The organism is Lysobacter sp. Hz25 (assembly GCF_046097045.1).
In the GTDB taxonomy this organism is placed as follows: Bacteria; Pseudomonadota; Gammaproteobacteria; order Xanthomonadales; family Xanthomonadaceae; genus Lysobacter; species Lysobacter antibioticus_B.
Genome location: NZ_CP175666.1, coordinates 1,353,859 through 1,369,698 on the forward strand (window position 1 = coordinate 1,353,859; position 15,840 = coordinate 1,369,698).

The 15,840-nt window shown below is 64.8% G+C and carries 14 protein-coding genes; 7 read left to right on the forward strand and 7 right to left on the reverse strand.

Features of this window, described 5'->3' with window-relative positions:
- Positions 1–161: 161 nt before the first annotated feature.
- The gene (locus tag ACKN61_RS05665) at positions 162–608 is read right to left on the reverse strand and encodes a DUF721 domain-containing protein (RefSeq protein ID WP_031371606.1); all 447 of its coding nucleotides are present in this window, start codon (positions 606–608) and stop codon (positions 162–164) included.
- A gap of 7 nt (positions 609–615) precedes the next feature.
- Here ACKN61_RS05665 and ACKN61_RS05670 point away from each other — a divergent pair, with 7 nt between their 5' ends.
- The 3 genes from ACKN61_RS05670 to ACKN61_RS05680 all read left to right on the forward strand — a co-directional run bounded on the left by ACKN61_RS05670 (position 616) and on the right by ACKN61_RS05680 (position 5,817).
- A complete protein-coding gene (locus tag ACKN61_RS05670; RefSeq protein WP_031371607.1) occupies positions 616–1,527 on the forward strand; it encodes a M23 family metallopeptidase in 912 nt (303 codons plus the stop codon).
- Between the two features lie 506 nt (positions 1,528–2,033).
- The gene (gene secA, locus ACKN61_RS05675) at positions 2,034–4,754 is read left to right on the forward strand and encodes a preprotein translocase subunit SecA (protein WP_408952670.1); all 2,721 of its coding nucleotides are present in this window, start codon (positions 2,034–2,036) and stop codon (positions 4,752–4,754) included.
- A gap of 106 nt (positions 4,755–4,860) precedes the next feature.
- Complete coding sequence (locus tag ACKN61_RS05680; protein ID WP_408953768.1) at positions 4,861–5,817, forward strand: Nudix family hydrolase; 957 nt, start codon at positions 4,861–4,863, stop codon at positions 5,815–5,817.
- Positions 5,818–5,867: 50 nt separating this feature from the next.
- Here ACKN61_RS05680 and coaE read toward each other — a convergent pair whose 3' ends face one another.
- The 4 genes from coaE to pilB are packed head-to-tail and all read right to left on the reverse strand — an operon-like array spanning position 5,868 to position 10,403.
- Positions 5,868–6,491, reverse strand: coding sequence for a dephospho-CoA kinase (gene coaE / locus ACKN61_RS05685; protein ID WP_408952671.1), 624 nt, complete (start codon positions 6,489–6,491; stop codon positions 5,868–5,870).
- A 3-nt stretch (positions 6,492–6,494) separates the two neighbouring features.
- Positions 6,495–7,382, reverse strand: coding sequence for a prepilin peptidase (locus ACKN61_RS05690; protein WP_408952672.1), 888 nt, complete (start codon positions 7,380–7,382; stop codon positions 6,495–6,497).
- Between the two features lie 21 nt (positions 7,383–7,403).
- Complete coding sequence (locus ACKN61_RS05695) at positions 7,404–8,672, reverse strand: type II secretion system F family protein (RefSeq protein WP_408952673.1); 1,269 nt, start codon at positions 8,670–8,672, stop codon at positions 7,404–7,406.
- Positions 8,673–8,675: 3 nt separating this feature from the next.
- The gene (gene pilB, locus ACKN61_RS05700; RefSeq protein ID WP_408952674.1) at positions 8,676–10,403 is read right to left on the reverse strand and encodes a type IV-A pilus assembly ATPase PilB; all 1,728 of its coding nucleotides are present in this window, start codon (positions 10,401–10,403) and stop codon (positions 8,676–8,678) included.
- A 135-nt stretch (positions 10,404–10,538) separates the two neighbouring features.
- Here pilB and ACKN61_RS05705 point away from each other — a divergent pair, with 135 nt between their 5' ends.
- From ACKN61_RS05705 to ACKN61_RS05720, 4 genes are read left to right on the forward strand one after another with little or no spacing between them, the layout of a single operon-like run.
- Positions 10,539–11,399, forward strand: a complete 861-nt coding sequence (locus ACKN61_RS05705) for a glycosyltransferase family 2 protein (RefSeq protein ID WP_408952675.1) — start codon at positions 10,539–10,541, stop codon at positions 11,397–11,399.
- The gene (locus ACKN61_RS05710; protein ID WP_408952676.1) at positions 11,396–12,100 is read left to right on the forward strand and encodes a class I SAM-dependent methyltransferase; all 705 of its coding nucleotides are present in this window, start codon (positions 11,396–11,398) and stop codon (positions 12,098–12,100) included. The genes ACKN61_RS05705 and ACKN61_RS05710 overlap by 4 nt, the downstream gene beginning before the upstream one ends.
- Positions 12,097–13,248, forward strand: a complete 1,152-nt coding sequence (locus ACKN61_RS05715; protein ID WP_408952677.1) for a glycosyltransferase — start codon at positions 12,097–12,099, stop codon at positions 13,246–13,248. Before ACKN61_RS05710 ends, ACKN61_RS05715 begins: the two co-directional genes overlap by 4 nt.
- The gene (locus ACKN61_RS05720; protein ID WP_408952678.1) at positions 13,245–14,102 is read left to right on the forward strand and encodes a GNAT family N-acetyltransferase; all 858 of its coding nucleotides are present in this window, start codon (positions 13,245–13,247) and stop codon (positions 14,100–14,102) included. Before ACKN61_RS05715 ends, ACKN61_RS05720 begins: the two co-directional genes overlap by 4 nt.
- Before the next feature lie 21 nt (positions 14,103–14,123).
- On the opposite strand, the gene ACKN61_RS05725 is transcribed toward ACKN61_RS05720, so the two are convergent.
- Positions 14,124–14,873, reverse strand: a complete 750-nt coding sequence (locus ACKN61_RS05725; RefSeq protein ID WP_408952679.1) for a class I SAM-dependent methyltransferase — start codon at positions 14,871–14,873, stop codon at positions 14,124–14,126.
- Complete coding sequence (locus ACKN61_RS05730) at positions 14,860–15,753, reverse strand: hypothetical protein (RefSeq protein ID WP_408952680.1); 894 nt, start codon at positions 15,751–15,753, stop codon at positions 14,860–14,862. The genes ACKN61_RS05725 and ACKN61_RS05730 overlap by 14 nt, the downstream gene beginning before the upstream one ends.
- Positions 15,754–15,840: the final 87 nt, after the last annotated feature.

The window sequence follows — 15,840 nt, forward strand, 5'->3', positions numbered from 1 at the left end:
ACTCGTGAACGGCGCGTGACGCCTTAACTAATTTCTAACGAAACCTTTCTGAAATGCTTCCGGCTCTTTAACAAAGCCGAGGGGTAGGGCCAGTAGGATTCTCCGACCCCGGCTCTCGGACCCCCGCCGGTTTGCGTCGACGACGCGGACCGCCCCGAGTGTCAGCCGGCGTCGCTGGGCCCTGACGGATCAGGTTTCTTCAGCGATGCCAGCGCGGCTTGCAGCGCTTCTTGCGTCGCAGCCGACATGGGTTTGGCCTTCCTCACCGGCGCTGCCGCCGGCATGGGAATCGTCGTCTTGACGACGAATTCGGCCGCTTCCAGCCCGACGGATCGGGCTGCGTCGAGCAGTTCCGGAGCTGCGAGCCTCAATTTGGCGCGCCACACCGGAGCATCGACGACATACACGAGCCTGCCGCGTTCGAAATTGGCCAACCGCGCGTGCGCGGCGAGCGAAGGCGGCAGGTAGGGGCGTAACCGACGGTCCAGTTCGTCGAGCCACAGGGCTCGGCGGATCGGGTTGCCAGCGGGGTCTTCGAGCAGTGCATCCAAGGCGATGCGCGGCTTAGAGGGGCCGCGCGACGGCGGCTTGGGCTTGGAATAAGACATCGGACACATGACCTATAAAACCATCGTAGACAACACACGAGCCAGGCTGGGCGAGTTCTTCCAGCAGGCCGGACGGATCGGCTCCCGCCGTCCGGCGCTCGCCATCGCATTGCTGCTCGGCACCGGCGTCAGCATCGGTGCCGGTGCGGGCATCGCCGACAACCGCATGCTACGCGCGCAGTTGACCCAGCAGCAGGCCCAGATCACCGCGACGCGCCGCGACGCGCAGCGCGAGATCAACGCCCTCGCCGCACGCATGGGCGAATTGCAGGCCGAAGCCAACCGTCTCAACGCGCTCGGCGAGCGCCTGACCCGGATCGGCCAGTTGCAGGACGGCGAGTTCGATTTCGAAAAGCCGGTCGGCGTCGGTGGCGCCGGTCCGGTGCGCGACATGGCCAAGCCCGAGCTCGATGCCGGCATGGACCTGCTCGATCGCCAGTTCAAGGCCTCCGGCGAACAGCTCTCGGTGCTCGAGTCGCTGCTGTTCAACCGCCAGGTCGACATGAATGCGGTGCCCTCGCGTGCGCCGATCGCCAACAGCTATATCACCTCCGGCTTCGGCGGCCGTGCCGACCCGTTCAACGGCGGCGCCGCGTTCCACAAGGGCATCGATTTCGAGGCCGACGTCGGCGACCCGGTGCTGGCCGTGGCCGATGGCGTGGTCAGCTACTCCGGCGTGCGTTCGGGCTACGGCAACGTGATCGAGATCGACCACGGCAACGGCTACGTGACGCGTTATGCGCACAACTCCAGCTTGTTGCTCAAGGTCGGCGAACTCGTCCGCGCCGGCCAGGAGATCGCCAAGGCCGGCTCCAGCGGCCGTTCCACCGGCGCGCACGTGCATTTCGAAGTCTGGGAAGGCGGCCGGGTGGTGAACCCGCTCAAGTTCCTCAACCAGCAATCCCCGCTGAGGGGGTGAACCAAGCCCGCTCGCGAGCCACTGGCTCGCGGGCTTGGTGAACGCCCGCCGCGCTGCGGCGGGCCAACCGAGCGGGTGAGGCCTCGGTCCTGGTCGATCTCCGCCGGCTCGCATACCGACCTGATTGGGCTCTACAGCCATCCAAGTCGAAGGGCTTCCCGCGCCGAGCGGTCAATAGCCAGGCTGCCTAGTTCGTCCAAAGCCGCCGAGCACCGGACTTACCCGAGCCCGGGAATCCCGCCAAACTGTGGAATCGAGCAAAGTCCCACATTCGATCGGCGCACATCCCCCTTGATACCGTTCAGGTCGCCCCCCACGCTAGAATGCGTGTGGCCAAAGACCAGGCTCGATTCGATCGGGGGCGCACGGCGCCTCCGATTGCGTTTTCGGGATGCCGAAATGCAAGAACAGGCTGGTCGTCTGGATTCCTGGGGAACTTGCCGGCGGCGGCGCGCTCTTAAACCGGCCCGCCTGTGCCACCCCGTTCGCTTTACACGGACCCGTTCATGCTCAACAGCTTGCTTACCCGCGTTTTCGGCAGCCGCAACGATCGTCTGCTGCGTCAACTGCAACGATCCGTCGTCAGGATCAATGCGCTCGAGCCGGAGATGCAGAAGCTCTCCGACGCACAGCTGCAGGCCAAGACGCCGGAGTTCCAGAAGCGCATCGCCGACGGCGAGTCGCTCGACAAGCTGCTGCCGGAGGCGTTCGCGGTCTGCCGCGAGGCGTCCAGGCGCGTGCTCGGCATGCGTCACTACGACGTCCAGCTGATCGGCGGCATGGTCCTGCACCTGGGCAAGATCGCCGAGATGCGCACCGGCGAAGGCAAGACCCTGGTCGGCACGCTGCCGGTCTACCTCAACGCGCTCGAAGGCCAGGGCGTGCACGTGGTCACGGTCAACGACTACCTCGCACGCCGCGACTCGGCGTGGATGGGCAAGCTCTACAACTGGCTCGGCCTGAGCGTCGGCGTGGTCTATCCGGGCATGCAGCACAGCGACAAGCATGCCGCCTACGCCAGCGACATCACCTACGGCACCAACAACGAATTCGGCTTCGACTACCTGCGCGACAACATGGCGCTGTCGAAGGAAGACCGTTATCAGCGCGGCCTGCATTACGCGATCGTCGACGAAGTCGACTCGATCCTGATCGACGAGGCGCGCACGCCGCTGATCATCTCCGGCCCGGCCGACGAATCGCCGGAGCTGTACATCAAGGTCAACCGCATCGTGCCGTCGCTGATCCGCCAGGAGAAGGAAGACGGCGAGGGCGATTACTGGGTCGACGAGAAGGGCAAGCAGGTGCACCTGTCCGAAGCCGGCCAGGAACACGCCGAAGACCTGCTGCGCAAGGCCGGCATCCTGCAGGAAGACGAGGACTCGCTGTACGCCGGCCACAACATCAGCGTGGTCCATCACCTCAATGCCGCGCTGCGCGCGCATGCCATCTACCAGCGCGACGTGGACTACATCGTCCGCGACGGCGAGGTGGTGATCGTCGACGAGTTCACCGGCCGTACCTTGCAGGGCCGACGCTGGTCGGACGGCCTGCACCAGGCGGTCGAGGCGAAGGAAGGCGTGCCGGTCCAGCGCGAGAACCAGACGCTGGCCTCGATCACCTTCCAGAACCTGTTCCGCATGTACAAGAAGCTGGCCGGCATGACCGGTACGGCGGACACCGAGGCCTACGAATTCCAGAGCATCTACGGCCTGGAAGTGATCGTGATCCCGACCAACCGGCCGATGCAGCGCAAGGATCACTCCGACCAGGTCTTCCTCAATCGCGCCGGCAAGTACCGTGCGGTGCTCGGCGAGATCAAGGCGGCGCACGAGCGCGGCCAGCCGGTCCTGGTCGGTACGACCTCGATCGAAGTCTCCGAGATGCTGAGCCAACAGCTCACCGAGGCCGGCGTGGCGCACGAAGTGCTCAACGCCAAGCAGCACGAACGCGAAGCGAACATCATCGCCCAGGCCGGCCGTCCGGGCGCGATCACCATCGCCACCAACATGGCCGGCCGCGGTACCGACATCGTGCTCGGCGGTTCGCTGGAGGCCGAGTTGGCCGACCTGGCCGCGCAAAACGGCGGCGAGCCGGTCGACGAAGTCACCCACCAGCGCCTCAAGGCGGCTTGGCAGGAGCGCCACGACCAGGTCAAGGCCTCCGGCGGCCTGCACATCGTCGGCACCGAACGCCACGAATCGCGCCGTATCGACAATCAGCTGCGCGGCCGCGCCGGTCGCCAGGGCGACCCGGGCTCCTCGCGCTTCTACCTGTCGCTCGAAGACAACCTGATGCGCATCTTCGCCGCCGACTGGGTTCAGCGCGTGATGGCGCGCATGGGCCTGAAGGAAGACGACATCATCGAAAGCCCGCTGGTGACCAAGCAGATCGCCAACGCGCAGCGCAAGGTCGAGGCCCACAACTTCGACATCCGCAAGAACCTGCTCGACTTCGACGACGTCAACAACGACCAGCGCAAGGTCATCTACGGCCAGCGCGACGAGTTGCTGGAAGCCGAGAGCGTGCAGGACAACGTGGTGGGCATCCGCGGCGACGTGGTCGCCGACATGGTCCAGCGCTACGTGCCGGCCAATTCGGTCGACGAGCAATGGGACCTGCCGGGCCTGGAAGCGACGATCGCGCAGGAGTTCAATGTGCAGGTGCCGCTGGTCGAGACCGCGCGCACGGCCGAGGAGCTCGATGCCGAGACGGTCGCCCAGAACGTGCAGGACGCAGTCGAGGCGCATTTCGCGACCCGCGAGAGCCAGGTCGGCGCCGAGACCATGCGCATGCTCGAGAAGCACATCATGCTCAACGTGCTCGACCAGAACTGGAAGGAGCATCTGGCGCGCATGGACTATCTGCGCCAGGGCATCCATCTGCGCGGTTACGCGCAGAAGCAGCCCAAGCAGGAATACAAGAAGGAAGCCTTCGAGCTGTTCTCGGAGATGCTCGACAAGGTCAAGCGCGAGGTGGTGACGATCCTGGCCCGCGTGCGCATCCAGAGCGAGCAGGAAGTCGCCGAGATGGAAGCGCTCGAACGCGCCCAGGCCGAAGCGCAGGCGCGGCAGATGCAGTTCCAGCACGCTTCCGCCGGCGGCTTCGGCGCCGACGAGGAAGCCGCGCAGGTGTCCGAGGAAGCCTTCGCCAACGCCGGCCGCAACGATCCTTGCCCCTGCGGCAGCGGCAAGAAGTTCAAGCACTGCCATGGGCAGTTGGGCTGAGGGCGGCGGGAATCGGGAATCGGGAATCGGGAATCGCAAGGCAGAATCCGAACCCGTTCCCGGCGACGCGGCCGCTGCAGCAGCGCTGGCCGCTTCCGAATCCCGAATCCCGAATCCCCGCTCCCGGCTGGTAGAAGTCGTCGCCGGGGTGATCCGCGACGCGCGCGGGCGAGTCCTGCTCGCGCGCCGGACCGAAGGCCGGGATCTGGCCGGCCTGTGGGAATTCCCGGGCGGCAAGCGCGAGCCCGGCGAGACGCCCGAGGCGGCGCTCGCACGCGAGCTGCACGAAGAGCTGGGCATCGAGGCCGAAGTCGGCGCAGCGGTGATCCGCGTGCCGCAGGCCTACCCGGACAAGCGCCTGGTCCTGGACGTGCGCGAGATCCGCCAATGGCGCGGCAGCGCGCGCGGCCGCGAAGGCCAGGCCCTGGTCTGGGTGCCGCCGCATAAACTGGCCAGCTATGCGATGCCGCCGGCGGATCGCCCGGTGGTCGCCGCATTGCAGCAATCCGAACACTATCTGGTCACGCCCGAACCGGGCGAGAGCGACGAAGCCTGGCTCGATACGCTGTCGCGCTCGCTGCAGGCCGGAGTGCGCCGCGTGCAGCTGCGCCTGCGCACCGTCGCGGCCGAACGCAGCCAACGGCTGGCTGCGGCCGCCGTGGCGCGCTGCCGGGCCGTGCAGGCCGAAGTGCTGATCAACGGCGACGTCGCCCTGGCGAACGCATTGGGCGTCGGCCTGCATCTGCGTGCCGTGCAACTGCGTGAGCTGGCCGAACGGCCGGTCCCGGCCCGGATGCCCCTGGGGGCCTCCTGCCACGATGCCGACGAGCTGAGGGCGGCCCAGGCCTTGGGCTGCGACTTCGCCGTGGTCGGCTCGATCAAGCCGACGCCGAGCCACCCCGGCGTGCTGGGCATCGGCTGGGAGGCGTTCTCGGTCTTGCGCGAGTCGGTTTCGCTGCCGATCTATGCGATCGGCGGCCTGGTCCCGGACGAAGTGGCCGAAGCGCGTCGCTACGGCGCGCAGGGCATCGCCGCCATTCGGGGCCTTTGGGTCGCGAGTTAGTTCCCGGCCGCCGGTCCGGATCGATCCGGATCGTCCGCACCGCAGCGGGTTCAACCGGCCGCGCGGCTCGAAGCCAAGGCGCGATAACGCCGGTCCAGGGCCGCGACCTGGGCCGGCAAGGCCTCGATGGGGCCATCGTTGACGATGACGTCGTCGGCGATCGCGAGCCGCTCGCCGCGGCTGGCCTGCGCCGCGATCATGCGCGCGGCGAGTTCGCCGTCGATACGGTCGCGCTGCATCACCCGCGCTTGCTGGATATCGACCGGCACGTCGACCACCAGCACGCGGTCCAACCACGGGTAGGCGTCGCGTCCGCCGCCTTCGGCCAGCAGGGGAATCGCCGCGATGGCGTAGGCGCCGGGCGCGTCCGCACACTGGTCGCGCAGCATCGAGCGCACGCGCGGGTGGACGATGGCTTCGAGCCGGCGCCGTGCGCCGTCGTCGCCGAATACGAGTTTGCGCATGGCGGCGCGGTCGAGCGCGCCTTGAGCATCCAGGACGGCCGCGCCGAACTCGGCAACCACTTCAGCCAGCCCGGCGCTGCCGCTTGCGACCGCCGCGCGCGCGGCCAGATCCGCATCGGCCACGACGATGCCCAGTGCTTCGAAATGCCGGGTGACTTCGCTTTTCCCCGAAGCCACGCCGCCGGTGACGCCGACGCAGAACGCCGCCATGGCTCAGGCGAGGCCGGAGAACTGCAGATAGGCCTGGAGCAGGGAATCGCCCCAGAAGAAGGTGAGCCAGCCGGCGATGGCCAGGTACGGGCCGAACGGGATCGGAATGCCCATGTCGCGGCCCTTGACCGCCAGCCAGATCGAACCGATCACGGCGCCGACGAAGGACGACAACAGGATCGTCGGCAAGACGCCCTTGAGGCCGACCCAGGCGCCGATCGCGGCGAGCAGCTTGAAGTCGCCATAGCCCATGCCTTCGCGCGGGTCTTTGACCCGTTTGACCACGACCTGATACTGCTTGTAGACCCAATTGACCAGCCACAGGCTCATATAGCCGGCAATCGCGCCGAGCACCGCTGGCTTGGTCTGGAAATACAGGTTGTCGCTGCTGGCGACGATGCCCAGCCACATCAGCGGCAGGGTCAATTGGTCGGGCAGCAGTTGGGTCTTGAAGTCGATGCCCGACATCGCGATCAGAAAGCCGGTGAAGACCATCGCGCCAAAGCCCTGCCAGCCGAAGCCGAAGCGCCACACACAGGCCACCATCAGCAGCATGGTCAGCAGCTCGACCGCCGGGTACTGGATCGAGATCGGGGTTTTGCAGCTGCGGCAGCGCCCGCGCAGGACCAGGTAGCTGAACACCGGGATGTTCTCGTACCAGGACAGCTGATGCTTGCAGTGCGGGCAGTGCGAGCGCTCGACCACGATCCCGGGCGGCGGCGGGTCGTAGACCTCCGGCAGCTCCAGGATTTCGCGCGCGTCCTTCTTCCACTGCCACATCAGCCGCTTGGGCAGGCGCAGGATGACGACGTTGAGGAAGCTGCCGAGCAGCAGCCCGAAACCGGCCGCGAGGGGATACCCGAGGCCGGGGTTCTGATCTAGGAATGCCATGCGGAAAGGATACTTCCCCGATCAGATCGTCGCAGCAAGTTTGAAGATCGGCAGGTACATCGCGACCACCATGCCGCCGACGATGACGCCCAGGATGATCATGATCAGCGGTTCCAGCAGGCTCGACAGCGCATCGACGGCGTTGTTGACCTCCTGCTCGTAGAACTCGGCGACCTTGACCAACATGGTGTCGAGGGCGCCGGCCTCTTCGCCGATGGCGGTCATCTGCACCACCATGTGCGGGAACAGGTTGACCTGCTTCATCGCCATGTTGACCTGGTAGCCGACCGAGACGTCGTCGCGGATCCGGTACACGGCTTTTTCGTAGACCACGTTGCCGGTCGCGCCCGCGACCGTGTCGAGGGCTTCGACCAGCGGCACGCCGGCGCGGAAGGTGACGGCGAGGGTGCGGGCGAAGCGGGCGATCGCGGCGTTGTGCAGGATCTGCCCGACCACCGGGATCTTGAGCATGGCCCGGTCGAGGAAGTGGGCGAACGCCGGCGAGCGGTTCTTGGCCATGATGAAGGCGACGACGGCGCCGATCGTGAGCAGCAGGATCGCCCACCACCACTTGATCATGAAATCGCTGGCGCCGATGACCATCAAGGTGAACGCCGGCAGGTCGGCGCCGAAGCTCTTGAAGGTGGCCTGGAACTGCGGCACCACGAAGATCAGCAGGATCGCGCTGACCAGGATCGCGACGGCGACGACGGTCGCGGGGTAGAACAGGGCCTTCTTGATCTTGCCCTTGAGGGTCTCGATGTTTTCCTTGTAGCTCGCGATCGTGTCGAGCACGGTCTCGAGCACGCCGGCCGATTCGCCGGCCTTGACCAGGTTGCGGTACAGCTCGTCGAACTGGACCGGATGCTTGGACAGCGACTCGTGCAGCGACGAGCCGCTCTCGATATCCGCGCGTACGGTATTGAGCAGCTTCTTCATGCGCGGGTTCTTGTGCCCTTCGCCGATGATCTCCAGCGAGGTCACGATCGGCACGCCCGATTTCATCATGGTGGCGATCTGGCGGCTGAAGATCGCGATCTCGCCCGGGGTGATGCGCTTGCCGGCGGCGCCGAACAAGGGCTTGCCCTTCGGCTTGACCACGGTCGGGGTGATGCCCTGGCGGCGCAGCTCGGCGCGCAACATGTTGGCGTTCTTCGCCTGCTGCTCGCCCTTCATGGTGATGCCGCGTTTATCGGTGCCTTGCCAGACGAACATTTCCAGCGGGTTGGCGCGGCGAACCACGGGGGCTTGTTTGGTAGCGGTGCGGGTGGCGGATCGGGTCGCGGACATGATTTAGTCCTTGGTTACGCGGTTGATTTCGGCCAGGCCGGTGACGCCGTTCATCACCTTGATCAGTGCGGAGCGGCGCAAGTCGTTCACGCCGGACTTGATGGCGGCGGCCGCGATCTGCATCGCGTTGCCGCCCTCCAGCACGATGGCTTGGATTTCGTCGGTCATGGGCATGACCTGGTAGATGCCGGTACGTCCCTTGTAGCCTTCGGTGCAGTCCGGGCATCCCGCCGGCTCGTACAGCTTGAATCCGGACGCGATCTCTTCCGCGCTGAAGCCTTCGGCGAGCAGGGCGTGTTCGGGCAGATGCACCTCGCGCTTGCAGTCGTGCAGACGGCGGGCGAGGCGCTGGGCGATGACCAGGGTCACCGACGAGGTGATGTTGTAAGGCGCGACGCCCATGTTCATGAGGCGGGCGATGGTCTGCGGTGCGTCGTTGGTGTGCAGGGTCGACAGCACCATGTGGCCGGTCTGGGCGGCCTTGATCGCGATCTCGGCGGTCTCCAGGTCGCGGATTTCGCCGACCATGATCACGTCCGGATCCTGGCGCAGGAAGCTGCGCAGCGCGGCGGCGAAAGTCATGCCGCGCTTGACGTTCATCTGCACCTGGTTGATGCCGGGCACGCGGATTTCGACCGGGTCTTCGACCGTGGAGATGTTGCGCTGTTCGTCGTTGAGGATGTTCAACGCCGTGTACAACGAGACTGTCTTGCCCGAGCCGGTCGGGCCGGTCACGAGCACCATGCCGTAGGGCTTGGCCACGGCATTGATGAAGAGTTCTTTCTGGTAATCCTCGTAGCCGAGCTTCTCGATGCCCAGCTTGGCGGCACTGCCGTCGAGGATACGCAACACGATCTTCTCGCCGAACAGGGTCGGCAGGGTGCTCATGCGGAAGTCGATCTGCTTGGTCTTGGACAGATTGAGCTTGATGCGACCGTCCTGCGGCACGCGCTTCTCGGCGATGTCGAGCTGCGCCATGACCTTCAGGCGCGCGGCGATGCGCGAGTGCAGCTTGTTCGGGACCTTGGCGACCTGCTTGAGCAGGCCATCGATGCGCAGGCGCACCCGATAGTCGGTCTCGTAGGGCTCGAAGTGGATGTCCGAAGCGCCGCGGCGGATCGCATCGACCAGGACCTTGTTGATGAACTTGACGACCGGGGTGTCGTCGCCCTTGGCGTCGATGCCGCTGTCGCTGGTGGTGCTGAGGTCGTCGTCTTTGCCGATCTCCAGGGTGTCCAGGCCGTCGCTGTCGCCGACTGCGTTGGCGAGGGCGTCGGAATTCTCCAGCCACCGGTCCAGGGTGCGTCGGATCAGTTCCTCATCGACCAGGATGGCCTCGACCGCGGCATTGGTCTGGAACTTGATCTCGTCGAGGGCGGCGGTATTGGTCGGATCGGCCAAGCCGATGAAGAGTTTGTTGCCGCGTTTGAACAACGGCAGCGCGCTGTGTTTGCGGATCAGCTCTTCGCTGATCGCCCGGACCGCGGACTGGCTGGGGTCCAGCGAGCTAGGGTCGAACAACGGCACGCCGAACTCGATCGAGTTGGCGGCAGCCAATTGAGCGGAGGTGGCTAGACGGTGTTCGGCCAGGTAGGTAGCCAGTGGCTTGCGCTCGGCGGTGGCCGCGGCCATGGCTTCGCGTGCCTTGACCTCGTCCAAGGCTCCATCCAAAACCAAACGCCGGGCAATGCCGGTGATACCCACCAAGTTGGCGGTCGCGACGCTGGACATTTCAGCCCTCAGTTTTCCCCACCCTGACTTTACCTCAATCTCAGACCGTGGCGAGCTGACCGCTGTCGCTTTTCTGGAGTCGGACGGTTCTGGCCCCGGTGCGGAGAGGCTATCCTGCACCCTTGGGGAGGTGGCATGCACGTATCTGTAGTTATACCCGCCAAGAACGAGGCGGAAGGGCTTCGCGGCACCCTGCCGGCTCTACGCCAGGCCCTGCCCGGAGCCGAGATCATCGTGGTGGACGACGGTTCGACCGACGACACCGCCGCGGTCGCCACGGGTTTGGGCGCCAAAGTACTGTCCTCGCCCTATTCGATGGGTAACGGGGCCGCGATCAAGCGGGGCGCCAGAGCAGCCAGCGGCGAGATCATCGTGTTCATGGACGCCGACGGCCAGCACGACCCGGCCCATATCCGGCTGTTGCTGGAGCGACTCGAGGCCGGCTACGACATGGTCGTCGGCGCTCGCAGCTCTGCGGGGCAGGCCAGCGTCGGTCGCGGGGCCGCCAATGCCTTGTACAACCGCCTGGCCAGTTGGATGACCGGGCATAAGATTCAGGATCTGACTTCGGGGTTCCGGGCCGTGCGCGCGGCCAAGTTCCGCGAGTTCCTGCATCTGCTGCCGAACGGTTTCAGCTATCCGACCACGAGCACGATGGCGTTCTTCCGCAGCGCCTATCCGGTGACCTATGTACCGGTGGAGGTCGCGCGCCGGGTCGGTACGCAAAGTCATATCCGGCCATTGCGCGACGGCATTCGTTTCTTGTTGATCATCTTCAAGATCGCGACCTTGTACTCGCCGCTCAAGCTGTTCGCGCCGGCGTCGCTCGGATTCGCGGCACTGGGCCTGGGGCACTATTCCTGGACCTACGTAACCCAAGGGCGCTTCACCAATATGAGCGTCCTGCTTTTGAGCGCGGCGGTCATCGTTTTTCTGATCGGCCTGGTATCCGAACAGATCACTTCGCTGACCTATACCCGCGCCGACGGATCATGACCGGTCTGCGCGGACTGCTGGCTCCGCTCGCGCGCACGCCCTTGCATCCGCAATGGCTGCTCGGGGGGCGCAAGGCGCCGGCCGGACTTGGGACGGTGCGAGGGAGAGTGCTGGATATCGGAGCCGGCGACCGCTGGATCCAAGAGCATCTGGCCGAGCAGGCGCACTATGTCGCGGTGGATCATCCCGGGACGGGGCGATCGCTGTATGGCGCTCGGCCGGATGTGTTCGCAGATGGCGCACGCTTGCCGTTCGCAGACGGGAGCTTCGACGCGGTGGTCTGCCTGGAAGTGCTCGAACACGCCCGCGATCCCCAGGGCGTGTTGGCCGAACTCGGCCGGGTGCTGCGTCCCGGCGGTGTCGCTTGGCTGTCGATGCCCTTCCTTTACCCGATCCATGATGCGCCTCACGACTACCAACGATTTACCGAGTACGGACTGCGCCGAGGTGTGGAAGCGGCGGGTCTTGATCTGCAATCGGTCGAGCGCGCACAGCACGCTCTGCGAAGCGTTGGGCTGCTCGGCTGCCTGGCTATCTCCGGAGCGGCCTACCAAGCGCCGCGTTGGCAATGGCCGTTATTGTTGCCGCTGACCGCCATCGCCGTGCTGAGCATCAATCTGATGGCCTGGCTCGGCAGTTTCGTCTGGCCCGATTGGAATGCATTGAGCAGCGGCTACTCGGTCAAGGCTTCGAAACCATGAATTCCCGCGGCAGGATTCTGCTGGTCACTACCTCTTACATGCGGGCGAGGGATGGCAGCGATGCGGCAGGCGTATTCGTATTCGACCTGGCCAATGAGCTCGCCCGGCATATACGCGTGACGGTAGTGGCGCCTGGCACGTCTGAAGGCCGTTCGATGCAGGGGCTCGTCGAGGTCCGTACGTTTCGCGCCCCGGAGAAGGCATTGTCGCTGCTGTCGCCCGGCAATCCGTTCGACTGGCTCGCGATAGTACGGACCTTGCGTTCGCTCAAGAAGGTAACGTTGGCAAGCAACGCCGATGCGGATGTACGACACGCGTTGGCATTATGGGTGCTGCCATGTGGATGGGCCACGCGTTCACTGCAACGCAAGCAGGGCATTGCATACAGTGTCTGGGCGCTAGGCAGCGATATCTGGTCGCTGGGACGATTGCCGCTGGTGCGTAGCGCGCTGGGCCTGGTCGCGAGGGATGCCAAGCATGCTTATGCCGACGGCATGCGCTTGGCGGAAGATGCGAAACGGATCACCGGCCGCGAGTTCGCATTCATGCCGAGCACGCGGAAGCTGATTGCGGATCGCACGAGAGCAGTCGCGATGCAGCCTCCTTATCGCTTGTTGTTCCTCGGTCGCTGGCATAAGAACAAGGGCGTCGACCTGTTGTTGGATGCCTTGCGCTTACTCGACGAGCAGGACTGGGCGCGAATTGCCGAAGTCCATATCGCCGGAGGCGGACCTCTGGAAACAGAAGTCAGGCTCGCAGTCGACGCTTTGAAGGTTCTGGGCCGGCCGATGCGCTTGAGCGGCTATCTGGATTCGGAACGGGCCGCCGCAGCGTTCTCTGCGGCCGACAGGTTGTTATTGCCATCCCGGGTGGAAAGCATCCCGGTGATTTATTCCGATGCAATGAAGTTCTCTTTGCCGGTCGTGGCGATGCCGGTCGGCGATTTGCCCACCTTGATCGGCGAGGGAACGGGCTGGCTCGCCGAGCGGGTCGATGCTGCGGCATTTGCTGAGGCGATCCGGGCTGCCTTAGGCCAAGGCTATGACACGGAGGCGGTCGCGCTAATGAACAGGCGTTTTTCCATCGAGAAGATCGCCGCGGATATCGCTGCCTCGGTCGATGCTCCGGTTAGGTCGGCGCTGCCATGATCGATCTGGATTCGCAGCAATGGATTCGAGCTTTGCGCGAGGGGCTCGGGGCCGAGGTGAGTCGCGTCGGCACCGGCACCGGGTTGATGGTTTGTTTTGAGGCGGGCCCCTTCCGGGCGGCCTATCCGGATTTCCTGATCGGATCAGCGGGCTTGACGGCCGATTGGGTGGCCTCCCAGATCGACGCGGCACACAGTCTCGGGGCCGATCTGATCCGAATCCAGGCGGATGCGCCGGTCGATGATTCGCGTGTGTTCGCGCGGCACGACCTGGGGAGCATGGCGATCGAGCATCTGGCGGCATGGAGTGAGCGTGGAGCAGACAAATCCCGGCGCGCCGCGAATCGCTTGGCTCGCTCGGCATTACTGATCCGGCGTGGTCGCGCCGGTGACGGAGCCAGGTTGTACGGCTTGTACCGCGCCACGCTACATCGGCATGGCGGTTCGGTACGGTATACAGAACGCTATTTCGAGGCCATCGCTCCTTATGCGGCCTGGGTGGCCGAGTTGGATGGTCGAGTCTGCGCCTTCGTTTGCGTTGGGCACAGAGGTTCGCGCGGCTGTTATATGCACGGAGCGCACGACCCTTCCGTGCGCGGGCATTATCCATCGGACCAATTGTTCCTGTTGATGCTGCGGGCGGCACGCGATGCCGGTCTGGAAAGTTTCGACTTCCTGCCGTCGCCGGCGACGCAGGGAAGCCTCAGCGCCTACAAAGCCGCCTGGGGAGGGCAGCCGGTTCAGTTGGTCGTGAGTGATCTCGCACTCAGACCGGTTCGTGCACGAGCATTTGCGGCAGCACTGAAACTGTCGCGAGGCCTTAGCGCGATCCGATCCCGGGTTTTCGGAGGTTGAGTCGCGTGCGATCGATCCGCATCAGGCCGTAGCCACGAACAGCGCTTCTGCATAGTCCCAGGGAAATACACCGGTTCTCGCCGCGATGCGCGTTTCCAGGTAATGCGCCAACGGCCAAAGGCGACGAGGTATCAGCCCCGCACGAATCAATGGTGTGGCCGGGAAGCGACCGTGGCGCAGAATCCTGTGTTCCTGGACGCTGAAGCCGGCGGCTTCGACCAGGCTTATCCATTCCTGGCGTGAGCGTTGGCATTTGAGTCCCTGCTCGGTCAAGCGCCTGTGGCGCCGGACTTGCTCGATCATGATCAATGGCGCCCCGGGTTTCAGCGCCGCTCGAACCTGGGACAACAGGGCCTGTGCCTGAGCGTCGTCCACGAGATAGATAAGAACGCCGTAGATGACGGTGGCATCGAGACTGCGATCGGCGATCGGCAGTTGCAGTCCATCGGTTTGAACGAATAGACAGTCGTCTTCGTTGCAGCGAGCCCGGGCATGGCGCAGCAGGCTTTTCGAGATATCCACTCCAATGACGCGATGGCCCGCGTTGATCAACGGGCGCGTGGCGCTTCCCGTTCCGCAACCCAGGTCGAGCAGGGTGCCGTGTTCTACGCCGTATCGCTGAAGACTTTGGCGAAACGCCGCGTCTCGTATCCCTGCCAGGTACTGGTTCTTCAATCCGCGCAAGTCGTGCGGATCGATGACGGCGGCGTCAGGGTCGATCTGGGCAAGCGAGTCCCAGTGGAGGCGTGGTTTTCGATCAGGCCGGCTCATCGCGAATCCCCAGTTTCGCCAGGCTGGCCAGCAACGCGGCCATAATCTCGCCAAGGAGCGAAGTGACTCGCGCCAATACCGCAACGATGGCCAAAGTGGCGGTATCGATGCCGATCAAGCCTGGTACGGCGACAAAGACCGCTTCTCGGACCGCGATGCCCGCCGGCACCACGAAAGCGACCAGCGAAATCACCGATGCGCCGCTGTACCACGTCGCCAGCAGCAGCGCTTTGTGCCAATCCATGGAGCCCTGCAGCAGCACGACGAACGAAAGAAAATAGAACATCCATTCCGCACAAAGAATCGCTGTCCCTTTCCAGCGCATCGGCGGAAGCATGCGCCCGGCGGCCAGCGGCGCGAAACGCGGCAGAAACCGGCCGAGTTGCTTTAGTACCCATGACTCGACGATCGGATAGCGGTGCAATCCCTCTACCAGGGCCACCGAGGGAATGAGCAGGAGCAGCCATGCCGGCGAATAATTCCACGATAGCAATATCGAGACGATGACCCCGATCGAAAGCAGATTGGTCGTAGCCATCTGCCACAAGTTCGCGATCACCACCTCGGAAGTGCGATGGGTATCGGCAAGGCGCTGACTCTGATAGACCATGCCCCAGATCGTTCCGGGTAGATAGCGCACGATCTGCGACTGCAGATAGATGGGAAGTCCGATCCGTAATGCGATGCGGTTTCCGCTGAGGCGCTCGAGCAGATAAAAGTGATACCAGGCCTTGAGAAAACACATCGGGACGAGCGCCAAGGATGCGATCGCTATCCGCGGCCAACGGACCGTGGCCGCCGATTCGCGGATGTTCGCCATTTCCGGGGCGAGTATCCGCACCAGGAATGCAGTGGCGAGCAGGATCAGCAGCAAGCTCATTGCCTTGCGCACTACGCCAGGCCGGGAACGGCCGGACAGCCTTCCGGTCGAATCTTCGGCGGGAACGGTTTTGGGCATTGGCGCGGG